Source organism: Pseudomonas sp. NC02 (genome assembly GCF_002874965.1).
GTDB lineage: Bacteria > Pseudomonadota > Gammaproteobacteria > Pseudomonadales > Pseudomonadaceae > Aquipseudomonas.
Window position 1 is genome coordinate 447183 of sequence record NZ_CP025624.1, and the last position, 21803, is coordinate 468985.

The window sequence follows — 21803 nt, forward strand, 5'->3', positions numbered from 1 at the left end:
GAATTGAAAAGAAATTTGCCTCGGAATAAGAGGCAGCCTGGTGAGAAAGTGTCTATGAAAGCAGGTCTGTACCAACCCGATGAATTCAAGGATAACTGCGGTTTCGGCCTGATAGCCCACATGCAGGGCGAGCCCAGTCATACCCTTTTGCAAACGGCCATCGAGGCCCTGACCTGCATGACCCACCGCGGTGGGATCAACGCCGACGGCAAGACCGGTGACGGTTGCGGCTTGCTGATTCAAAAGCCCGACCAGTTCCTGCGCGCAGTCGCCAAGGAACATTTCGGCGCCGATTTGCCCAAGCAGTACGCTGTGGGCATGGTGTTCTTCAACCAGGACCCGGTAAAAGCCGAAGCTGCTCGCGAGAACATGAACCGCGAGATCCTGGCCGCTGGCCTGCAGCTCGTCGGCTGGCGCAAAGTGCCGATCGACACCAGCGTACTGGGCCGCCTGGCCCTGGAGCGCCTGCCGCAGATCGAACAAGTGTTCATCGCAGGCGACGGCCTGAGCGACCAGGACATGGCGATCAAGCTGTTCACCTCTCGTCGTCGCTCGTCCGTGGCCAATGCCGCCGACACCGACCACTACATCTGCAGCTTTTCCCACAAGACCATCATTTATAAAGGCCTGATGATGCCGGCGGACTTGACCGCCTTCTATCCAGACCTGAGCGATGAGCGCCTGCAAACCGCAATCTGCGTGTTCCACCAGCGCTTCTCCACCAACACCCTGCCGAAATGGCCGCTGGCCCAGCCATTCCGCTTCCTCGCCCACAACGGCGAGATCAACACCATCACCGGCAACCGCAACTGGGCCGTGGCCCGTCGCACCAAGTTCGCCAACGACCTGATGGACCTGGAAGAACTCGGCCCGCTGGTCAACCGCGTGGGTTCCGACTCCTCCAGCATGGACAACATGCTCGAACTGATGGTCACCGGCGGCATCGACCTGTTCCGTGGCGTGCGCATGATCATTCCGCCAGCGTGGCAGAACGTCGAGACCATGGACCCCGACCTGCGGGCGTTCTATGAGTACAACTCGATGCACATGGAACCGTGGGACGGCCCGGCCGGCGTGGTAATGACCGACGGTCGCTACGCCGTGTGCCTGCTCGACCGTAACGGCCTGCGCCCGGCGCGTTGGGTGACCACCACCAACGGCTTTATCACCCTGGCGTCGGAAATCGGCGTGTGGAACTACAAGCCGGAAGACGTGATCGCCAAGGGCCGTGTTGGCCCGGGCCAGATCCTCGCCGTGGACACCGAGACCGGTCAGATCCTTGACACCGATGCCATCGACAACCGCTTGAAGTCCCGTCATCCGTACAAGCAATGGCTGCGCAAGAATGCCCTGCGCATCCAGGCAACCATGGAAGACAACGACCACGGTTCTGCCTTCTACGACGTCGACCAGCTCAAGCAGTACATGAAGATGTACCAGGTCACCTTCGAAGAACGTGACCAGGTGCTGCGCCCACTGGGCGAGCAGGGCTACGAAGCCGTCGGCTCCATGGGCGATGACACGCCAATGGCCGTGCTGTCCCAGCGCGTGCGCACGCCGTACGACTATTTCCGCCAGCAGTTCGCCCAGGTGACCAACCCGCCGATCGACCCGCTGCGCGAAGCCATCGTGATGTCCCTGGAAGTGTGCCTCGGTGCCGAGCGCAACATCTTCCAGGAATCGCCTGAGCACGCTTCCCGCGTGATCCTCAGCTCGCCGGTCATTTCCCCGGCCAAGTGGCGCTCGTTGATGACCCTGGATCGCCCAGGCTTCGACCGGCAGATCATCGACCTGAACTACGACGAGAGCCTCGGCCTGGAAGCCGCGGTGCGCAATGTCGCCGATCAGGCGGAAGAAGCCGTGCGTGCCGGCCGTACCCAGATCGTGCTGACCGACCGCCATATCGCCCCGGGCAAGTTGCCGATCCACGCTTCCCTGGCCACCGGCGCGGTACACCACCGCCTGACCGAAAAGGGCCTGCGTTGCGATTCCAACATCCTGGTTGAAACCGCCACCGCCCGCGACCCGCATCACTTTGCGGTGTTGATCGGCTTCGGCGCCTCGGCGGTGTATCCGTTCCTGGCTTACGAAGTACTCGGCGACCTGATCCGTACCGGCGAAGTCCTGGGCGACCTCTACGAGGTGTTCAAGAACTACCGTAAAGGCATCACCAAGGGCCTGCTGAAGATCCTGTCGAAGATGGGCATCTCCACCGTCACGTCCTACCGCGGCGCGCAATTGTTCGAAGCCATCGGCCTGTCGGAAGAAGTTTGCGAGATGAGCTTCCGTGGCGTGCCAAGCCGCATCAAGGGCGCACGTTTCGTCGACATCGAAGCCGAGCAGAAAGCCCTGGCCGCCGAAGCCTGGAGCGCGCGCAAGCCGATCCAGCAAGGTGGCCTGCTGAAGTTCGTGCACGGTGGCGAATACCACGCCTACAACCCGGACGTGGTCAACACCCTGCAAGCCGCCGTGCAGCAAGGCGACTACGCCAAGTTCAAGGAATACACCGCGCTGGTGGATAACCGCCCGGTGTCGATGATCCGCGACCTGTTCAAGGTGAAAACCCTGGACACGCCGCTGGCCATCAGCGAGATCGAGCCACTGGAATCGATCCTCAAGCGTTTCGACTCCGCCGGTATTTCCCTGGGCGCCTTGTCGCCTGAGGCTCACGAAGCCCTGGCCGAAGCCATGAACCGCCTGGGTGCGCGTTCCAACTCCGGCGAAGGCGGTGAAGACCCGGCGCGCTACGGCACCATCAAGAGCTCGAAAATCAAGCAGGTCGCCACTGGCCGCTTTGGTGTGACCCCGGAATACCTGGTCAACGCCGAAGTGCTGCAGATCAAGGTTGCCCAGGGCGCCAAGCCGGGCGAAGGCGGGCAACTGCCAGGCGGCAAGGTCAACGGCCTGATCGCCAAGCTGCGTTATGCAGTGCCGGGCGTGACCCTGATTTCGCCGCCGCCGCACCACGACATCTACTCGATCGAGGATTTGTCGCAGCTGATTTTCGACCTGAAACAAGTCAACCCGCAGGCCCTGGTCTCGGTGAAACTGGTAGCGGAAGCCGGCGTGGGCACCATCGCCGCCGGTGTGGCCAAGGCCTATGCCGACCTGATCACCATCTCCGGCTACGACGGCGGCACCGGCGCTTCGCCGCTGACCTCCATCAAGTACGCCGGTGCGCCGTGGGAACTGGGCCTGGCCGAGACTCACCAGACCCTGCGCGGCAACGACCTGCGCGGCAAGGTCCGGGTGCAGACCGACGGTGGCCTGAAAACCGGCCTCGACGTGATCAAGGCCGCAATCCTCGGCGCCGAAAGCTTCGGCTTCGGCACCGCGCCAATGATCGCCCTGGGCTGCAAATACCTGCGCATCTGCCACCTGAACAACTGCGCCACCGGCGTGGCGACTCAGAACGAGAAGCTGCGCAAGGACCACTACATCGGTACCGTCGACATGGTGGTGAACTTCTTCACCTACGTCGCCGAAGAAACCCGTGAGTGGCTGGCCAAGCTGGGCGTGCGTTCCCTGGAAGAGCTGATCGGCCGTACCGACCTGCTGGACATCCTCGAAGGCCAGACCGCCAAGCAACAGCACCTGGACCTGACGCCGCTGTTGGGCAGCGATCACATCCCGGCCGACAAGCCACAGTTCTGCCAGGTTGACCGCAACCCGCCGTTCGACAAGGGCCTGCTGGCCGAGAAGATGGTCGAGATGGCCACTTCGTCGATCAACGACGCAAGCGGCGGCGAATTCGCCCTGGATATCTGCAACTGCGACCGTTCCATCGGCGCACGCATCTCCGGCGAAATCGCGCGCAAGCACGGCAACCAGGGCATGGCCAAGGCGCCGATCACCTTCCGCTTCAAGGGTACCGCTGGCCAGAGCTTCGGCGTATGGAACGCCGGTGGCCTGAACATGTACCTCGAAGGCGACGCCAACGACTACGTGGGCAAGGGCATGACCGGCGGCAAGCTGGTGATCGTCCCGCCAGTGGGCAGCGTCTACAAGACTCAAGACAGTGCCATCATCGGCAACACCTGCCTGTACGGCGCAACCGGCGGCAAGCTGTTTGCCGCGGGCACGGCCGGTGAGCGTTTCGCAGTGCGTAACTCCGGTGCCCACACCGTGGTTGAAGGCACGGGCGATCACTGCTGCGAGTACATGACCGGTGGTTTTGTCGCGGTGCTGGGCAAGACCGGCTACAACTTCGGTTCGGGCATGACCGGCGGTTTCGCCTACGTGCTCGACCAGGACAACACCTTCGTCGACAAGGTGAACCACGAGTTGGTGGAGATCCAGCGGATCAGCGGCGAAGCGATGGAATCCTATCGCAACCACTTGCAGCATGTGCTGGACGAATATGTCGAGGAAACCAACAGCGAATGGGGTCGCAACCTCGCTGAAAACCTCGATGACTACCTGCGTCGTTTCTGGCTGGTCAAGCCCAAGGCTGCCAACCTGAAATCGTTGCTTTCCAGCATCCGTGCCAACCCGCAGTGATATGCGCCTGAAGAGTTTGATGAGGTTTTAACATGGCTGAACGTCTGAATAACGACTTCCAGTTCATCGATGTCGGGCGCAAAGATCCGAAGAAGAAACTGTTGCGTCAACGCAAGAAAGAGTTCGTGGAAATCTACGAGCCCTTCAAACCCCAGCACTCGGCCGACCAGGCCCACCGCTGCCTGGGTTGCGGTAACCCGTATTGCGAATGGAAGTGCCCGGTGCACAACTTCATTCCGAACTGGCTGAAGCTGGTGGCCGAGGGCAACATCCTCGCCGCCGCCGAGCTGTCTCACCAGACCAACACCCTGCCGGAAGTGTGCGGCCGGGTGTGCCCGCAGGACCGTCTGTGCGAGGGTGCGTGCACCCTCAACGACGGCTTCGGCGCGGTGACCATCGGTTCGGTGGAGAAGTACATCACCGACACCGCGTTCGCCATGGGCTGGCGCCCGGACATGTCCAAGGTCAAGCCGACCGGCAAGCGCGTCGCGATCATCGGCGCGGGCCCGGCGGGCCTGGGCTGTGCCGACGTGCTGGTGCGTGGCGGCGTGACCCCGGTGGTGTTCGACAAGAACCCGGAAATCGGTGGCCTGCTGACCTTCGGCATCCCCGAGTTCAAGCTGGAAAAAACCGTACTGAGCCATCGTCGCGAAGTCTTCACCGGCATGGGTATCGAGTTCCGCCTCAATACCGAAATCGGCAAGGACGTGACCATGGAGCAACTGCTCGAAGAATACGATGCCGTGTTCATGGGCATGGGCACCTACACCTACATGAAGGGTGGCTTCGCCGGTGAAGACCTGCCGGGCGTGTACGACGCTCTGGACTTCCTGATCGCCAACGTCAACCGCAACCTGGGCTTTGAAAAGTCGCCGGAAGATTTCGTCGACATGAAAGGCAAGAAGGTCGTGGTGCTGGGCGGTGGTGATACCGCGATGGACTGCAACCGCACTTCGATTCGCCAGGGCGCCAAGTCGGTGACCTGTGCCTACCGTCGTGACGAAGCCAACATGCCGGGTTCGCGCAAAGAGGTGAAGAACGCCAAGGAAGAAGGCGTGAAATTCCTCTACAACCGCCAGCCGATCGCTATCGTCGGTGAAGACCGTGTCGAAGGCGTGAAAGTGGTCGAGACCCGTCTCGGCGAACCGGACGCCCGTGGCCGTCGCAGCCCTGAGCCGATCCCGGGTTCCGAAGAGATCATCCCGGCAGACGCCGTGGTCATCGCCTTCGGTTTCCGCCCAAGCCCGGCGCCGTGGTTCGAGCAGTTCGAAATCCAGACCGACAGCCAGGGCCGCGTTGTAGCCCCGGAACAAGGCCAGTACAAACACCAGACCAGCAACCCGAAAATCTTCGCCGGTGGCGACATGGTGCGCGGGTCTGACCTGGTAGTGACGGCCATCTTCGAAGGCCGCAACGCCGCCGAAGGGATCCTGGATTACCTGCAGGTCTGACCCCGATCCCGGATTGAAATGGGATCAAAATGTGGGAGCGGGCTTGCTCGCGAATGCGGTATATCAGTCACCAGATGTGTTAGCTGACCCACCGCTTTCGCGAGCAAGCCCGCTCCCACATTTGTTTTGTGGCGCTTTCATATCCGCGACAAATTGACCCGATAGACAAAAGGCACGGCTCTTGCCGTGCCTTTTGCGTCGCGCTCTGAGAAAATGCCCGCACTTTTTTTGCGGATGCCGACATGACTGCCCTCAAGAACGACCGTTTCCTTCGTGCCCTGCTCAAGCAACCCGTGGACGTCACCCCTGTGTGGATGATGCGCCAGGCCGGTCGCTACCTGCCGGAATACCGCGCCAGTCGCGCCCACGCCGGCGACTTCATGAGCCTGTGCATGAACCCGGAGTTCGCCTGCGAAGTCACCATGCAACCGCTGGACCGCTATCCACAGTTGGATGCGGCCATCCTGTTCTCCGATATCCTGACCATCCCTGATGCGATGGGCCAGGGCCTGTACTTCGAAACCGGCGAAGGCCCGCGTTTCAAGAAAGTCGTCAGTACCCTGGCCGACATCGAAGCCCTGCCGATCCCCGATCCCCACAAGGACCTGGGCTACGTCATGGACGCCGTCAGCACCATCCGCCGCGAGCTGAACGGCCGCGTGCCGCTGATCGGCTTCTCCGGCAGCCCGTGGACCCTGGCCACCTACATGGTCGAAGGCGGCTCGTCGAAAGACTTCCGCAAGACCAAGGCCATGCTGTACGACAACCCGCAAGCCATGCACCTGCTGCTGGACAAGCTGGCGCAGTCGGTCACCTCCTACCTCAACGGCCAGATCATGGCCGGCGCCCAGGCGGTGCAGATCTTCGACACCTGGGGTGGCAACCTGTCGGCGGCGGCGTACCAGGAGTTCTCCCTGGCCTACATGCGCAAGATCGTCAGCGGCCTGATCCGCGAACACGAAGGCCGCAAGGTGCCGGTGATCATGTTCACCAAGGGCGGCGGCCTGTGGCTGGAAAGCATCGCCGACGCCGGCGCCGACGCGCTGGGCCTGGACTGGACCTGCGACCTCGGCGAAGCCCGTCGCCGCGTGGGCAACAAGGTTGCGCTGCAAGGCAACATGGACCCGACCGTGCTGTACGCCAAGCCGGAAGCCATCCGCACTGAAGTCGGCCGCATCCTCGCCAGCTACGGCAAAGGCAGTGGTCACGTGTTCAACCTTGGCCACGGCATTACTCCGGAAGTTGATCCGGAGCACGCAGGCGCGTTCCTGCGGGCGGTGCACGAGTTATCGGCGCAGTATCACGAGTGATCGCGCGGCAATGAAAAAGCCCGGCAGATGCCGGGCTTTTTTGTAAGCGCTGGTTAAGCCTTGGCTTCCTGCAACGGCGGCAACTTCGCCAGCTTCAACGCCACCAGCAACGCGACGATCAACAGCGCGACGATAAACCCGCCAATCCCGTTCCACCCGGCGTAGTGCCAGAAGAAACCACCCGCCGTCCCCGCAATACTCGACCCCACGTAGTAACTGAACAGGTACAGCGACGACGCCTGGCCCTTGGCTTTCAGCGCGCGGCGGCCGATCCAGCTGCTGGCCACCGAGTGGGCGCCGAAGAAGCCGAAGGTGAAGATCAGCATGCCGGGCACTACCAGCCACAGCGGGGTAAACAGCGTCAGGGCGATGCCGCCGAGCATCAGCACGATGGTGCCCCACAGCACTCGGCGACGGCCCAGGCGGTCGGCCAGGGAGCCGATTTTCGCCGAGCTGTAGATACCCGAGAGGTAGACCAGCGACAGCAGGCCTACCACGGCCTGGCTCAAATCGTACGGGTCCGCCAGCAAGCGGTAGCCGATGTAGTTGAACATCGTCACAAAGGCGCCCATCAGCACGAAGGCTTCGAGGAACAGCCACGGCAGGCCGGCGTCCTTGAAGTGCATGGTGAAGCCGTCCACCAGGCTGCGCGGGTGCAGGGTGCTGGCGCGGAAGTTGCGCGATTCGGGGAGGATCTTCCAGAACACCGTGGCTGCGATCAGCGCCAGGGCTCCGATGATCAGCATCGCCGTGTGCCAGCTGACGAAGTCGATCAGTACGCCGATGATCAAGCGCCCGCTCATGCCACCGATGGCGTTACCACCGATGTACAAACCCATGGCCAAGCCGATGTGTTGCGGGTGGATCTCTTCACTCAGGTAGGTCATGGCCACCGCTGCCAGGCCGCTGAGGGACAGGCCCACCAGTGCGCGCATCAGCAGGATGCCTTCCCAGCTTGGCATCAGGCCGCTGGCGATGGTGCACAGTGCGGCGCAGAACAGCGCGGCAACCATCACCGGCTTGCGCCCCAGGGTGTCGGAAATCGGCCCGGTGATCAGCAGGCCAATGGCGAGCATGCCGGTGGCCACCGAGAGAATCAGGCTGCTTTGCGCGGCATTGATGGAAAATTCGTGGGACAGCGCCGGCATCATCGGCTGTACGCAGTAGAGCAGGGCGAAAGTGGCGAAACCACCGGAGAACAGCGCCAGCACCGTGCGCATGAACATCGGGGTGCCTTTTTCGATGTACTGCTCGTTGAGCTGTGCCACCACTTCATCGAGGGCGGTGGGCGGTACTTCTTGAGCAAGCGGAGCGACAGCAGATTTCACGCGGGACCTCGGGGAGGAAAGGCTGCCAGGGCTGGCAATGCAAAAAAGAATATAGCTCCCTATTGATTCTTTCCAATATATTGTTCGACCTGTTTAAGAGCTTTTACGACCTAATGAGGTTTTCATGGAACTGCGCCACCTGCGTTACTTCATCGCCGTGGCTGAAGAGCTGCATTTTGGCCGCGCCGCGCAGGTGCTGGGGATCTCCCAGCCGCCCCTGAGCCAGCAGATCCAGGCGCTGGAGCAGGAGATAGGTGCGCGGTTGTTTGAGCGTACCAATCGTCGGGTCGAGCTGAGCGAGGCCGGCAGGTTGTTCCTGCAAGAGGCGCGGTTGGTGCTGGCGCAGGTGGATAAAGCGGCGGACGTGGCGCGTCGGGCGCAGCTGGGGGAACTGGGGGAGTTGAAGATTGGCTTCACCTCTTCTGCGCCGTTCAACTCCAGCATCCCACAGGCGATCTTCGCGTTTCGCCAGGCATTCCCGGCGGTGCATTTGAATCTGCAGGAGATGAGCAGCACGGAGGTGGCCGAGTCGCTGGTGGATGAGTCGATTCAGGTGGGGTTGATGCGACCGTTGCCGTTGCCCGATTCCCTGAGCGTCGTGGAACTGATGCGCGAGCCCTTGGTGGCCGTGCTGAACGCTGGGCATCCGTTGGTGGAGGGCAGTGAGCGGGGTTTGCACCTGGCGCAATTGGCCGAAGAACCGTTTGTGTTTTTCCCGCGGACTTACGGCAGCGGGTTGTATGCTCAATTGATGAGCCTGGCGCGTGATGCCGGCTTCAGCCCGCACTTCGCGCAGGAAGCCGGGGAGGCGATGACCATCATCGGCCTGGTGGCGGCGGGGTTGGGTGTCTCGGTGTTGCCGGCGTCGTATCAGCGGATCCGCATTGATGGCGTGGTGTATCGCACGTTGCTGGATCAGGAGGCGGTGACGGCGGTGTGGCTGGTGCAGCGCAAGGGTCAGCAGACGCCGATGGCCAAGGCGTTTGTCGAGCTGCTGACCCGCAAGGCATTGGTATGACCGACGCATAACCTGTGGCGAGGGAGCTTGCTCCCGCTGGGCTGCGCAGCAGCCCCGAAACCCGACGACTGAGTTTTACCAGGCAACCCTCAATCGCAGGTTTCAGGGGCGCTTCGCGCCCCAACGGGAGCAAGCTCCCTCGCCACAGGGCAGCGGGTGTTTCAGTTCTGCTTCGACGTCCCGGTCTGCTGGAGCAACTGCGCCGTGTCACTCACACCATTGGTGCGCAACGCCGCCAGGATGTCACGGTCCAGCATGCTCACCCAGCGGTTGTAGTTGCGGTGAATCTTGCCGTCCTTGTAGCCCAGGTCGCGGCTGTCGCGGTAGGTGATGGCGTAGCTGGTGGCGGTGTAGCGGATGTCGATTTCAGCGTGGAACTGGTTGCGCACGTTGATCTCGGCCTGCACCAGTTGCGGGCTCAGGCGCTGTACCACCCATTGGCGTTTGTTCAAGGCCGCGATAATGGTCTGCTTCATTTTTTCTTCGTTGACCTGCGGGTTCGCCGGCAAGTCGTGCTGGGTGTTGAGCACCGGTTTGTTGGTGCAGCCAGCGGTGGTGAGCAGGGCCAAAGCGACCAGTGTTGCGCGTAGCAGGGAAGACATTCCATTTCTCCAGTCAGTAAAAAAATTTACACCCAGCGGCGGAAAATCAGCGAAGTGTTGACGCCGCCAAAGGCAAAATTGTTGTTCATCACGTAGTCGCTGTGCAGCTCGCGGAACTCACCTTGCAGGTAGTCCAGCTCGCCGCAGCGCGGGTCGACTTCGTCGAGGTTGAAGGTGTGCACGTATTGGTTGCGGTTCATCATCTCGATGCTGAACCACGACTCCAGCGCGCCGCATGCGCCCAGGGTATGCCCAAGGAAACTCTTCTGCGAACTGATGGGCATGCGGCTGCCGAACAGGCTGCTGGTGGCCAGGGTTTCGGCGATGTCGCCCTGGTCGGTGGCGGTGCCATGGCCGTTCACATAGCCGATCGCGTCGGGCGCAAGCCCCGCATCTTCCAATGCCAGTTCCATGGCGCGGCGCATGGTGGCCTGTTCCGGGCGGGTGGTGTGCTGGCCGTCGGCGTTGCTGCCGAAGCCGACGATTTCCGCGTGGATATGCGCGCCACGGGCCAGTGCATGTTCCAGCTCTTCGAGCACCAGGATGCCACCGCCTTCGCCGATCACCAGGCCGTCGCGGCCACTGTCGTAGGGACGCGGGCTGGTTTGTGGTGCATCGTTTTTCAGGCTGGTGGCGTACAGCGCATCGAACACCATGGCTTCGGTAGGGCACAGCTCTTCGGCGCCACCTGCCAACATCAGCGGCAGGCGGCCGAACTTGATGGCCTCATAGGCGTAGCCGATGCCCTGGCTGCCGCTGGTGCACGCGCTGGACGTGGGGATCAGCCGGCCGGTGAGGCCGAAGAAAATGCTGATATTCGCTGCCGTGGTGTGGGGCATCATCCGCACGTAGGAGTTGGCGTTCAGCCCCTCGGCCACCGAGTTCAGCAGCATATTGCCGAAGGCCTTGATCTCGTCGGTGCTGCCGGTGGACGAGCCACAGGCCACGCCCATGCGCCCGTCCTTGATCGACTCGTCGCCCAGCAAGCCGGCATCTTTCAGCGCCTGCTCCGCTGCCCATACCGCCAGCCGGGAAACCCGGCCCATGCTGCGCAGTTGCTTGCGGGTCCAGTGGGCGGGTACCACGAAATCATCGATCGGCCCGGCCAGCCGTGTGTTCAGTTCGGTGAAACGGTCCCACTCATCCATGCGCCGGATGCCGCTGCGGTTGGCGCGGAAGTTGGCGGCGATGGTTGCCCAATCGCTGCCCAGGGACGTAACGCCGGCCATGCCGGTGACCACCACGCGTTTCATCAGCACAGGCCTCCATTCACGGCCAGCACTTGGCGGGTGATGTAGCCGGCTTCTGCCGACATCAGGAAATTCACCGCCCCGGCGACTTCTTCCGGCGTGCCCATGCGCTGGGCCGGGATCATTTTCATCAGCTCTTCCACCGGTACGTTTTCATCGAGCATCGCGGTGTCGATCAGCCCGGGGGCCACGCAGTTGACGGTGATCTTGCGCTTGCCCAGCTCGATGGCCAGGGCCTTGGCGGCGCCGATCAGGCCGGCCTTGGACGCGCTGTAGTTGACCTGGCCGCGGTTGCCGATCAGCCCGGATACCGAGGTGATGCACACGATCCGCCCGGCGGCGCGACGACGAATCATCGGCATCATCACCGGGTGCAGCACGTTGTAGAAACCGTCGAGGTTGGTGCGCATCACCACGTCCCAATCGTCTTCCGACAGCGCTGGAAACGCGCCATCGCGCGTCAGGCCCGCATTGAGCACCACGCCGTAATACGCGCCATGGGCTTCCACGTCGGCTTCAAGGATCTCCTTGCAGCTGGCGCGGTCCGCCACATCGAATTGCAACACCCGGGCGCTGCGCCCCAGCGCTTCGATTTCGACCTGCACCGCATCCGCCTCGGCACGCCCGCTGCGGCAGTGCAGCACGATGTCGTGCCCGGCCTGGGCCAGGCGCACAGCGATAGCGCGGCCGATGCCACGGCTGGAGCCGGTCACCAATACGGATTCAGTCATGGCGTGGTGTCCTTCGATTCATCTAAATAGTTGGCCGCCTGGGGCGGTCGAAATACGTTCAAGCGCGCGCTGGCCTGGATGCCGTCGCCGGTGAGGTGGCATTCGAACACACCCATGCCGTTGTCGTCTTCCAGGGAGCGCAGGCCCTGGATGGTCAGCTCGGTGCCTGCGGGAAAGTGCTCGACGTTGCACTCGAACTTGCGCGTGCCCAGCAGGAAGCCCAACTCCACGGCTTCACCTTTCTGGCGCGCGCGGCAACCGGCGTAGGCCGCGACGCTTTGCGCCATCAACTCAATGCCGACCCACGCGGGCAGGCTGCCGTCAGCGCGGTTGAAAAGCCCGCCGGGCTTGACCGTCAGGCGGGTCTGGATCTGTTCTTCATCAAAGCTCAGGACCTGATCGATCAGGATCATGTCACCGGCGTGGGGCAGCAGTTCGGCGAGCGGCCAATCAGTCATGGGGCGTCTCCGATAATCAGGCTGACGTTGTTGCCGCCGAAGGCAAACGAGTTGCTCATCAGGCAGCGTTTTTCCAGGGCGTCGCCGGGCGACGCCCACTTCAGTACGGGCAGGTCGGGGTCCGCCTGGCCATCCCAGACATGCGGCGGCACTACGCCTTCTGCCAGGCTCAGCCAGCAGAACGCCGCTTCCAGCGCGCCGGCGGCGCCCAGGGTGTGGCCGGTCATGGGTTTGGTCGAGGAGCAGGCTACGCCGTCCGGGAACAGGGCCGCGACCGCCAGGCTTTCCATGGCATCGTTATGTTGGGTAGCGGTGCCGTGCAGGTTCAGGTAACCGATTTGTCCGGGCGCCAGTTGTGCGCTGGCCAGGGCCTTGCGCATCGCTTGCAACGCACCCTTGCCGGTAGGCTCGGGGGCGGAAATATGGTGGGCGTCGCAACTGGCGCCACTGCCCAGCAGTGCGAACGGCGCCGGGGTTTTGCTCATCAGGAACAGCACGGCGGCTTCGCCGATATTGATGCCGTTGCGGTTCAGCGAAAACGGATTGCAGCGCTCTGCCGAAACCGCCTCCAGCGACGAAAAACCATTGAGGGTCAGCTTGCACAGCGTGTCGACGCCACCGCAGATCACCGCATCGCACACGCCCAGGTCCAACAGGCGTTGGGCACTCATCAGCGCTCGTGCGCTGGAGGTGCAGGCGGTGGAAATCACGTAGGCCGGGCCGCTCAGTTGCAGCCAGTCGGCGAGGAAATCGGCCGGGGCGCCAAGCGCCTGTTGCTGATAGTCGTAGTCGGCGGGGAACTGGTTTTCCCGCAGATAGTGGGCGATGCCACGGCTGGCTTCATCGATGCCCGAGGTGCTGGTGCCGAGCACGATGCCAATGCGCGACGCGCCGAACGTCTGGATCGCTTGCCGGATCTCGTCGTCAATCTGCAACGCGGCTTCCAGCAGCAACTGGTTATTGCGGCTGCGATGGGATTCCAGCCCGGGCGGTATCGCCGCCAGTTCACCGTGCACAGCGGCCACCGGCAACACACGCTCCGGCACCCAGCCGCTTTCGGCGCGCATGCCGGAGCAGTCGCCGGCAAACAGGCTGCGGCTGACTTCGCGCTTGTCGCGGCCCAGGGCGCAGATCACGCCGAGGGCATTGAGGTAGGCGCTCATCGGGCAGCCCCTAGCGGCGAGATGTGGTAGGTCAGGTGTTGCCCGATCACGTCCACGCGAAACACCAGGGAGGAGTGATAGGTGATCTTCCAGTGGGACGGCAGGGTGCGGATCAGGTCCATTTCCTGGGTCCCGGGGTACAGCCTGGAAACTTCATCCGCCGAGGTCAGGGCGAACAACAGCGCGGCAAACAGTTCACGCGCCTGGGGATTGGGCGGCAGCAGACCGTCGGCCTGCCAGGCGCCATTGATCAGCATCTGCCGAGCCTGGGGAATGCCCAGCGGGTCCATCATCGACCAGCGAATCCCGCCGCCTTCGCGCTGCATCACCAGCAACCAGTCCTGGCGTTGGCCATCCTGTTCGCGCTGCACATGCAGTTGCAACGGCAGGCTCAGCACCGGGGTTTTCGACGGCAACGGCGGCTGGCTGGCGCACGCGCCCAGCAGCAACAGGCAGCCGATCAACAGCATTCGGATCATGTTTCAGCGCTCGCCAGAGGTTTGCGGGCGACCACGTTGACCAGGGTTTCTTCGCGCTGGCCGGCCGGTTTTGGCTGGCGCAGGCCCCAGCGCTCAAGCAGGCCGAAATCGGTGGCGCGGCTCCACCACAGGTACGGGTACGAGACGTTCTGCGGGCCGAACTCAAAGCCCTGCTCGCGAATCATCTCAAGGTACTCCTCGGCGCTTTTCTGCACATGCATCGGGTGACGAAACAGCCAGCGGATTACCCAGGTGTCGATATAGGCCTCGGTGGATTCGGCAAACAGCAGGTAGCCGCCTGGCTTGAGCACCCGATAGAACTCTTTCAGGGCGCGATGCTGTTCCACCAGATGATGGAAGGTCTGGTGACAGAACAGCACGTCGACACTGGCGTCGGCCACGTCGAGGGTCGCGCAGTCGCTGCCGATCAACTCGATGGCGATACCCTGGCGCGCGGCTTCGGCGCGGCTCAGGTCGAGGCTGTGGGGGTCGGCGTCGAGGCCGATCAGGCGTTCGGGGGCGAACACCTGCTGCAGGTACTGGAACGACTTGCCCTGGCCGCAGCCGGCGTCCAGCAGCACCGGGGCAACCGGCAGCGGGTCGCTGAACAGGCTGCGCAGGTCGTTGATGGCCACGCGCAGCACATGGTGCTGCCAGGTGTGGCTGCGCAGGAACCAGAAGCCGAATTTGGTTTCTTCGACGTAGTTTTTACTCAGGTATTGGCTGCTCATCTCATCTTCCTTGTCCCGGACGGGCTGGCCCACGGCGCCAGCATGAAGCTGAACGCCAGCCCCAGGCTCACCGACAGCCCAAAATTACTCACCGCCGGTGTGCTGGAAATAGCCAGCAGGCCGAACGATAGCCAAGTAGTCACGGCCGCCAACAGTGTGCCCAACAGGCTCACGGCGGCGCCGCCAATTTGTTCACGCATCAGGATCGCGTAGTCGACGCTGATGGCGGTCACCAGCAGCAGGCCGAACAGGCTGAACAACGTCAACGGCTGCCCCAGCCAACCGAGGCTGGCCAGGCTGCACAGCGCCGCCAGCAACGGCAGGGCGACGATGCGCAAGGCACCGCCGAAGCCGAACGGCAGGATCAGCAGCAGTACGATCAACACGCAGGACATCAATTTCAATTCCGCCGCGCTGATCTGTGTGGCAGCGAATACCTGGTTCAAGTCGCCGAGGCGATCCACCAACTGCACGCCGGGCAGATCCAGGGCCTGCACCCGCAGCAAGGCCGGGTTGTTCAACCCTTGCAGGCTCACCATCGCCGCCACGCCACCGTCGACATTCCCCAGCCACAGCGTGCGCCACGGCTCGGCCAGCGGGCCGACCAGTGCTGCGTCGATGTCTTCGGTGGGCAAGGCCTGCAACTGGGCCAGCTCGGCTTGCAGCGCGCTGGCGGGCACACCGAGGTCCAGCAATGGCTGCCAGTACTGCGGCAGCTGTTTCAGGGCCTCGCGCAGTTGCTGTTGCTCCGCCGGCGCGCTGACCAACTGGTTGAGCGCCAGGTAACCCTGGAGCTTGTCCATGTTCACCAACTGATCCAGGCGCTGGCTCAGCGCGGCCTGGCGTTCCAGCAACTGCTGCTGGTTGTCCGCCCGCACCAGGAAGAACTGGCTGGTGGGCTGGAACCCGGTAATCCGCGCAACGGCCTGGGCTTCCTGCAGCAACTGCGGTGGCGCACCGATCCACTGGCGGATATCGTTTTTGCTGTTCAGGTGCCACAGCCCACCGGCGCAAAACACCAACACCAGTATCAACAACACCGGGCTTGGCAGGCGCTTGAGCAGCGACTCGCGCACGCTCAGCAGGAACTCGGCAATGCGCAGGGGCCATTGCGCCGGGCGCAGCTCGACGCCTTTGAGCAAGGCCGGCAACAGGCACACGGCCGACAGGTAAGCGCCCACCAGACCGGCAGCGGAGAACACCGCGATTTGCGTCAGCGCCGGGAACGGCGTCCACGCCAGGGCCAGGTAACCGATGCAACTGGTGGCCAGGCTCAGGCTCAGGCCCGGCAAGGTCACGCGCAACGCTGGCCAACTGCGCCAAGGGCTCATGCTCCAGCTCTTGGACAGGTAATGCAGCGGGTAATCCACCGCCACGCCGATCAGGCTCGAGCCCAGCACCAGCGTGATCACATGCATATGCCCGAACAGCGCCACGCAGGCCACCGCACCAAACAGCATGCCCACCAGCACCGGCACGAACGCCAGCAACACCCGCCAGCGGCGGAACGCAAGCAGCAGCAATAACAGGATGCCTACCGTCGCGCCGCCGCCGACCCAAGTGATTTCCCGGGTGGCCTGCTGCTGACCATTGGCTGCATACAGCAGGCCGCTTGCGGCGAGCAATTGCGCGCCTTGCTGGTCGGCCTGCTCGCGGCTGGCCTTGAGCAGGTCAGCCACTTGCATCGGCAGTTTCATGTCGAAGGCATTGCCGGTGGTGCGGGCCCGCAGCAGTACCCAGCTTTTGCCGTCGGCATCGGCGATCAGCGCGCCGCTGCCGATATCCAGCTGCACCGAACCGTGTTGCGGCTGGCTGTTCTGGATGCGCCCGGTGAGGCCCAGCCAATCGTCCTGGCTGGGCACCAGGCTGAAGCCGGTGAACGGGTCGAACAGCGCCTGAACCCGCTGCTGAATAAACGCCTGGGGCTCGTCGATCAGTTGCTCGCGATCCTTGGCCGAGAGCATCGCCAGCCGGCCTTGCAGCAACTGCTGACGCAGGGCCGGCAGGTCGGCTTGGAGGTTCCACTGAACTTTCTCAAACAGGCCGCTGGCTTGCCAGGCTTCGCCCAATTGTGTCGCCATGGCCACGGCTTTTTGTCGATCGGCATGCCCCACCAGCACCAGCATTTCGCGGTTCAGTGGTTCCTGCATGCGCTGTTCGGCGCGCAGCTCCAGCGCATCCGGCGCGGTGCCGGGCACCAGTTCCATCAGGTTCGCCGACAGCGGTGCGCCATGGCGCCATTGCCAGCCCGCCAGGGCCAACACGGCCACCAGCAGGATCAGGAACAGGCGCGGCAACCAGCGTTCACTCGGCAAAGTCGTGTTGCTCCGCGTCGCTCAAGGGCTGGCTGCTGGTGCTGTCCTGCATGCGCAGTACGGTGCTGTCGCCCTGGGTTTCCAGCAGCTCGATCTTCTGCACCAGTTCGCCGCCGTCGATATTGATTTGGGTGAACACCTGCTTGAGCAGCAGCGAGCGCGGGATCAACGTGAGTTTCCACTGCTGGGCTTCGCCTTGCAGTTGCAGCTCGAAGTCACGCTGCAAGCCGCTGCTGTCGCCCTGTAACACGGCGAGGAACAAACGGTTCTGCTCGGCGCCGGCGCTCTTGTTCGGCAGCAATTGCCAGCCGTTGGCGTCACGCCGGGCGATGCCGTTGGCGCTGATGCGGTAGTCCTGTTGCAGCGGGGTTTTCAGCAGCCACAGCAGGCCGTGGTCCTTGGCCAGGACGAAGGTGCCCTTGCTGGTCAGCGGCTGCGGCAGCGCGCGCAGGTGTTTTTCCTGGATGAAGTTGCCGTGGATCACCGACGGTTTTGCCAGCTGATCGCTGAGTTGTTGCAGGTCGAAAGCATGGGCCAGGCCTGGAATGCCCAACAACAGAATGAAGGCGATTCCTGTGGGAGCGGCGGTGCGACGATTCGACTTGCTCGCGAAGAACCTGAGGGCGCCACGGGGTGTCAGGCGGCCTGCGTTATCGTTGACGATTTTCGCGAGCAAGTCGAATCGTCGCACCGCCGCTCCCACAGGGAATCTCATTTCAAGGCTCTCTCTATGGCGTCAGTGAATATTTTTGGCGACGCCAACTGCATTTCGCGGCTGGCAATTTCCACCGCCACTTGCACGGTGCTGGCGCGGGTCAGGCGTTCACCGGTGGCCTTGTCGCTGATCAGGTAATTGACCTTCAAGCGGTTCTCCCACTCCACCAGGCTGGCGCGCACGTTGATGGTCTGGCCGAAGGTCGCGCCGCGCACATAGCGCAGTTGCATGTCGATCACCGGCCAGGCGTAGCCCGCTTGCAGCATCGCTGTGTAGTTGTGGCCGATCTTGTCCAGCAAGGCGCAGCGGGCGACTTCCAGGTACTTTACGTAGTGCCCGTGCCACACCACGTTCATGGTGTCGATGTCGAAAAACGGCACGAGGATTTCAGTGTCGCAGTGCAACACGCCGGGGCTACGCATGCAGCCTCCAGTGTTGCTCGGCGATGCGTTTCAGGCACAGGCGCAGTTCGCCTTCCAGGGCGCGGTCTTCGATGACCGGCGGGAAGTCCTTGGCCAGCTCGATTTGCATGGCGGCCAGCGCCGGCGGCAGCGGGCGTGCGTCTTCAGCCTGGGCCCGCAGCCATACGCCCTGGTTGGCGGCGAGCAAGGTGGCGGCGGCGACTTGTTCGGTCAGTTCCAGCACACGAATCGCATCGCGGGCGGCGATGGTGCCCATGCTCACCTTGTCCTGGTTGTGGCACTCGGTGGAGCGCGAGAACACGCTGGCCGGCATGGTGTTTTTCAGCGCTTCGGCGGTCCAGGCGCTGGTGCCGATCTGCACAGCCTTGAAGCCGTGGTTGATCATCGCCCGCTCGGCTGGCGCACCGGACAAATTGCTCGGCAAGCCGTGGTTGTAACGCACGTCCACCAGCAGCGCGAGCTGGCGGTCCAGCAGATCGGCGACGTTGGCCACCAGGGTCTTGAGGCTGTCCATGGCGAACGCGATGTGGCCGCCGTAGAAGTGGCCGCCGTGCAGCACGCGTTCTTCTTCGGCGTCGATGATCGGGTTGTCGTTGGCGCTGTTGAGTTCGATCTCGATGAACGAGCGCAACCAGTTCAGGCTGTCGGCCAGCACGCCCAGGACGTGGGGCGCGCAGCGCAGGGAGTAACGGTCTTGCAGGCGATGCAGCGGCGCGGTCGGCGCGTCAATCGCCAGATCCTTGCGCAGCCAGGCGGCGACTTGCATCTGCCCCGGGTGCGGCTTGGCGGCGAACAGGCGCTCGTCGAAATGCTCCGGGTTGCCTTGCAGCGCCACCACGTTCAGCGCGGTGATGCGCGTGGCCAGTTGCAGCAGGTAGTCGGCGCGGGCGAAGGCCAGGCAGGCGAGGCCGGTCATCACGGCGGTGCCGTTCATCAGTGCCAGGGCCTCTTTCGGGCGCAGTACCAGCGGGTCCCAGCCCAGCTCGCGGTGCACCTCCGCCGCCTGGCGGCGTTCGCCACGGAACATCACTTCGCGCTCACCAGACAAGGTTGCGGCCACGTAGGACAGCGGCGTCAAGTCACCGCTGGCGCCTACCGAGCCTTCTTCCGGAATCAGCGGCAGCACGTCGAATTCCAGGAACGCGTGCAGGCGCTCCAGCAACTCCACGCGCACGCCCGACACGCCATGGCACAGCGACTGCAACCGCGCCGCCAGCACCGCGCGGGTGGCTTGCGCATCCAGCAACTTGCCCAGGCCGCAGCCGTGGAACGTGTAGAGGTGGCGGGGCAACGCTTCGACGTGCTCCAGCGGCACCGCCACCACGCACGAGTCGCCGTAGCCGGTGGTCACGCCGTAGATCACGCCTTCCTTGTCCAGCAACGAATCCAGGAACTGCGCGCCCTTGGCGATGCGCTGGCGGTACTTGGCGTCAGCTTGCAGTTGAGTCGGCGCCTGACGGTTGGCCAGGGCCAGCACGTCTTCGATGCGCAGGGGAATTTCGCCGAAGGTTACCGGCTCAAGATGCGTCGTCATCGGTCTTCCAGAAAGGGTAAAAGTTGAACCATTGTTGGGGCGCTTCCAGGCAGAACTGGCCCAGGCGCTCGGCGTAGCGGGCGGTCCATTGTGCGATCACCTGCTGGCGGTCGCTGCGTTTCCATTCGATCAACTGGGCAAACGGCTCGATGATCAGGCGATAACGGCCTTGGTGCTTCAAGCACATCAGCAGGTTGACCGGGCATTTCAGCAAACCGGCCAACAGCCACGGGCCTTGGGGGAAGGCGGCGTCATGGCCGAGGAAATCCACGCGTACCGTGCGCCCGCCATGCAGCGGTACGCGGTCGCCGGCAATCGCCAGCCACTCGCCGTCGTCGAGGCGCTGGCTGAGCAGCATCATCACCGCCGGGTCAAGTTCGCTGACCTGGATCAGGCGCAGATTGGTCGCCCCGGCTTCGCCCAGAATCCGGTTGAAACGTTCAGCGTGCTTGGTGTGCACCAGCACGTTCATGGTGACCTTTTCGCCCAGTTCGGCGAGGGCGCGGCACACCTCAAGATTGCCCAGGTGCGCGCCCACCAGCATCTGCCCGCGTTCGCTGCGCAGCTGGCCGCGCAGTTGGGCCGGGTCGATGATTTCGATCTGCTCCAGGCGCAGCTTGCCGTTCCATACGTCGAGCTTGTCCAGCAGGGCGTCGGCGAACGCCATGAACTGGCCGAAGACGCTTCTGTGGGTAGGGCGCAGGTCGTCGCGCCGGCTCCAGTCGGCCAGGCGCTGCTGGTATTGCCAGGCGCTTTGGCGGGCCGTGCGGCCGAACAGAAAGAAGTAGAAAACGATGCCGTAGAGCAGCGGGCTCAGCAGCCGGCGCCCGAGGACCTTGGCGGCGAAGGCGGTGAATTTCATCAGCCAGAAGCTGCCGCGCTCCTCGCGGTCGGCCCAGTGCTTGGTGTCCTGGCTCATGCCTGCCACCGGCGCCAGAGGATCATCGGCGCGCGCACCAACATGCCGAAGAACAGCCGGGTGTGCATCGAGGAAATCAGCGCGTTGTCGTGGAACAGGCGAAAGTGCGACAGGCCGTCGGCGGGGTAGTGCACCTTGGTCGGCAGCCAGCGCATCGGCTGGTTGCGCCAGGCCAGGCGCACCAGGATGTCGGAGTCGAAATCCATGCGTTTGCCGATGTTGGCCGAGTCCATCAAGGCCAGGGTCGGTGGCAGTGGGTACACGCGAAAGCCGCACATGGAATCGCGGATCTGCAGCGACAAGGTGTTGATCCACACCCAAACGTGGGTCAGGTAGCGCGCGTAAAGGCGGCCCTTGGGCACGCTGTCGTCGTATTCCGGGTAGCCGCAGATCACCGCATTCGGGTGGGCGCGGGAGGCGTCGAGGAAGGTACCGACTTCCCGCAGGTCGTGCTGGCCGTCGGCGTCCACTTGCAGGGCGTGGGTGAAACCCAGGCGTGCGGCTTCGCGAAAGCCGGCCATGACGGCGGCGCCTTTGCCCTGGTTGGCGGGCAGGGTCAGCAGGGACACGTTGTCGAGGGTTGCCAGTTGCGCCAGTACGGCGGCGCAGGTGGCGCTGCTGCCATCGTCTACCAGCAGGCATGGCAGGCCGCTGGACAGCACGCTATGAACCACGGCGGGCACGGCGGCTTCGTGGTTATAGACCGGGATCAAGGCGCAGGGCTTATGCATAACAGATACCCCATTGGCAGAAGCGCTGTGCGTGGCGAGGGAGCTTGCTCCCGCTGGGCTGCGAAGCGGCCCCAACACAGGCGACACCGATTTGCCTGACAAACCACAGTGCCTGGGTTGGGAGCGCTGCGCACTCCAGCGGGAGC

General features: G+C 63.4%; 18 protein-coding genes. 4 read left to right on the forward strand and 14 right to left on the reverse strand.

Going from position 1 to position 21803, the window contains the following annotated elements:
* Window positions 1–54: 54 nt before the first annotated feature.
* From gltB to hemE, 3 genes are all read left to right on the forward strand, one after another.
* The gene (gltB, locus tag C0058_RS02095) at window positions 55–4500 is read left to right on the forward strand and encodes a glutamate synthase large subunit (protein ID WP_003209351.1); all 4446 of its coding nucleotides are present in this window, start codon (window positions 55–57) and stop codon (window positions 4498–4500) included.
* A 32-nt stretch (window positions 4501–4532) separates the two neighbouring features.
* Window positions 4533–5951 carry an FAD-dependent oxidoreductase gene (locus C0058_RS02100; protein ID WP_003209353.1) on the forward strand — a complete coding sequence of 473 codons (1419 nt, stop codon included), beginning with the start codon at window positions 4533–4535 and terminating at the stop codon, window positions 5949–5951.
* A gap of 242 nt (window positions 5952–6193) precedes the next feature.
* Complete coding sequence (gene hemE / locus C0058_RS02105; RefSeq protein ID WP_087692524.1) at window positions 6194–7261, forward strand: uroporphyrinogen decarboxylase; 1068 nt, start codon at window positions 6194–6196, stop codon at window positions 7259–7261.
* A 53-nt stretch (window positions 7262–7314) separates the two neighbouring features.
* Here the strand turns inward: hemE and C0058_RS02110 are convergent, their stop codons facing one another.
* Window positions 7315–8532 (reverse strand): MFS transporter, encoded by a 1218-nt coding sequence (locus tag C0058_RS02110; protein WP_371132458.1) that lies wholly within the window; start codon window positions 8530–8532, stop codon window positions 7315–7317.
* A 181-nt stretch (window positions 8533–8713) separates the two neighbouring features.
* Here C0058_RS02110 and C0058_RS02115 point away from each other — a divergent pair, with 181 nt between their 5' ends.
* Window positions 8714–9607: a LysR family transcriptional regulator gene (locus C0058_RS02115; protein ID WP_003209358.1), complete on the forward strand. Its 894-nt coding sequence runs from the start codon at window positions 8714–8716 to the stop codon at window positions 9605–9607.
* A gap of 161 nt (window positions 9608–9768) precedes the next feature.
* Here C0058_RS02115 and C0058_RS02120 read toward each other — a convergent pair whose 3' ends face one another.
* The 13 genes from C0058_RS02120 to C0058_RS02180 are packed head-to-tail and all read right to left on the reverse strand — an operon-like array spanning window position 9769 to window position 21657.
* Window positions 9769–10209, reverse strand: a complete 441-nt coding sequence (locus C0058_RS02120; protein ID WP_003209360.1) for a hypothetical protein — start codon at window positions 10207–10209, stop codon at window positions 9769–9771.
* Between the two features lie 26 nt (window positions 10210–10235).
* Window positions 10236–11462 (reverse strand): beta-ketoacyl-ACP synthase, encoded by a 1227-nt coding sequence (locus C0058_RS02125; RefSeq protein ID WP_008439241.1) that lies wholly within the window; start codon window positions 11460–11462, stop codon window positions 10236–10238.
* Entirely contained in the window at window positions 11462–12190 is a 729-nt protein-coding gene (fabG, locus tag C0058_RS02130) for a 3-oxoacyl-ACP reductase FabG (protein ID WP_102367945.1), read from the reverse strand. The genes C0058_RS02125 and fabG overlap by 1 nt, the downstream gene beginning before the upstream one ends.
* On the reverse strand, window positions 12187–12648 hold the full coding sequence (locus C0058_RS02135) for a hotdog family protein (protein WP_102367946.1): 462 nt from the start codon (window positions 12646–12648) through the stop codon (window positions 12187–12189). The genes fabG and C0058_RS02135 overlap by 4 nt, the downstream gene beginning before the upstream one ends.
* Window positions 12645–13811, reverse strand: a complete 1167-nt coding sequence (locus tag C0058_RS02140) for a beta-ketoacyl-[acyl-carrier-protein] synthase family protein (protein WP_087692519.1) — start codon at window positions 13809–13811, stop codon at window positions 12645–12647. Before C0058_RS02140 ends, C0058_RS02135 begins: the two co-directional genes overlap by 4 nt.
* Complete coding sequence (locus C0058_RS02145; protein WP_032899865.1) at window positions 13808–14290, reverse strand: hypothetical protein; 483 nt, start codon at window positions 14288–14290, stop codon at window positions 13808–13810. The genes C0058_RS02140 and C0058_RS02145 overlap by 4 nt, the downstream gene beginning before the upstream one ends.
* Complete coding sequence (locus C0058_RS02150) at window positions 14287–15021, reverse strand: class I SAM-dependent methyltransferase (protein ID WP_003209370.1); 735 nt, start codon at window positions 15019–15021, stop codon at window positions 14287–14289. Before C0058_RS02150 ends, C0058_RS02145 begins: the two co-directional genes overlap by 4 nt.
* A complete protein-coding gene (locus C0058_RS02155) occupies window positions 15018–17336 on the reverse strand; it encodes an MMPL family transporter (protein WP_102367947.1) in 2319 nt (772 codons plus the stop codon). Before C0058_RS02155 ends, C0058_RS02150 begins: the two co-directional genes overlap by 4 nt.
* Window positions 17326–18051: an outer membrane lipoprotein carrier protein LolA gene (locus C0058_RS02160; RefSeq protein WP_032899863.1), complete on the reverse strand. Its 726-nt coding sequence runs from the start codon at window positions 18049–18051 to the stop codon at window positions 17326–17328. Before C0058_RS02160 ends, C0058_RS02155 begins: the two co-directional genes overlap by 11 nt.
* Window positions 18048–18473, reverse strand: coding sequence for a thioesterase family protein (locus C0058_RS02165; RefSeq protein WP_102367948.1), 426 nt, complete (start codon window positions 18471–18473; stop codon window positions 18048–18050). Before C0058_RS02165 ends, C0058_RS02160 begins: the two co-directional genes overlap by 4 nt.
* Window positions 18466–20007 (reverse strand): histidine ammonia-lyase, encoded by a 1542-nt coding sequence (hutH, locus tag C0058_RS02170; RefSeq protein ID WP_087692513.1) that lies wholly within the window; start codon window positions 20005–20007, stop codon window positions 18466–18468. Before hutH ends, C0058_RS02165 begins: the two co-directional genes overlap by 8 nt.
* Entirely contained in the window at window positions 19991–20926 is a 936-nt protein-coding gene (locus C0058_RS02175; protein WP_008439230.1) for a glycosyl transferase, read from the reverse strand. The genes hutH and C0058_RS02175 overlap by 17 nt, the downstream gene beginning before the upstream one ends.
* Window positions 20923–21657: a glycosyltransferase family 2 protein gene (locus C0058_RS02180; RefSeq protein WP_102367949.1), complete on the reverse strand. Its 735-nt coding sequence runs from the start codon at window positions 21655–21657 to the stop codon at window positions 20923–20925. The genes C0058_RS02175 and C0058_RS02180 overlap by 4 nt, the downstream gene beginning before the upstream one ends.
* Between the last annotated feature and the right edge of the window lie 146 nt (window positions 21658–21803).

Coding starts and splice junctions, on each gene's coding strand:
- C0058_RS02120 (WP_003209360.1), bottom strand. CDS start 10,209: ATGTCTTCCCTGCTACGCGCAACACTGGTCGCTTTGGCCCTGCTCACC.
- C0058_RS02180 (WP_102367949.1), bottom strand. CDS start 21,657: ATGCATAAGCCCTGCGCCTTGATCCCGGTCTATAACCACGAAGCCGCC.
- hemE (WP_087692524.1), top strand. CDS start 6,194: ATGACTGCCCTCAAGAACGACCGTTTCCTTCGTGCCCTGCTCAAGCAA.
- C0058_RS02160 (WP_032899863.1), bottom strand. CDS start 18,051: ATGAGATTCCCTGTGGGAGCGGCGGTGCGACGATTCGACTTGCTCGCG.
- fabG (WP_102367945.1), bottom strand. CDS start 12,190: ATGACTGAATCCGTATTGGTGACCGGCTCCAGCCGTGGCATCGGCCGC.
- C0058_RS02150 (WP_003209370.1), bottom strand. CDS start 15,021: ATGAGCAGCCAATACCTGAGTAAAAACTACGTCGAAGAAACCAAATTC.
- C0058_RS02145 (WP_032899865.1), bottom strand. CDS start 14,290: ATGATCCGAATGCTGTTGATCGGCTGCCTGTTGCTGCTGGGCGCGTGC.
- C0058_RS02125 (WP_008439241.1), bottom strand. CDS start 11,462: ATGAAACGCGTGGTGGTCACCGGCATGGCCGGCGTTACGTCCCTGGGC.
- gltB (WP_003209351.1), top strand. CDS start 55: ATGAAAGCAGGTCTGTACCAACCCGATGAATTCAAGGATAACTGCGGT.
- C0058_RS02115 (WP_003209358.1), top strand. CDS start 8,714: ATGGAACTGCGCCACCTGCGTTACTTCATCGCCGTGGCTGAAGAGCTG.
- C0058_RS02100 (WP_003209353.1), top strand. CDS start 4,533: ATGGCTGAACGTCTGAATAACGACTTCCAGTTCATCGATGTCGGGCGC.
- C0058_RS02175 (WP_008439230.1), bottom strand. CDS start 20,926: ATGAGCCAGGACACCAAGCACTGGGCCGACCGCGAGGAGCGCGGCAGC.
- C0058_RS02140 (WP_087692519.1), bottom strand. CDS start 13,811: ATGAGCGCCTACCTCAATGCCCTCGGCGTGATCTGCGCCCTGGGCCGC.
- C0058_RS02165 (WP_102367948.1), bottom strand. CDS start 18,473: ATGCGTAGCCCCGGCGTGTTGCACTGCGACACTGAAATCCTCGTGCCG.
- hutH (WP_087692513.1), bottom strand. CDS start 20,007: ATGACGACGCATCTTGAGCCGGTAACCTTCGGCGAAATTCCCCTGCGC.
- C0058_RS02135 (WP_102367946.1), bottom strand. CDS start 12,648: ATGACTGATTGGCCGCTCGCCGAACTGCTGCCCCACGCCGGTGACATG.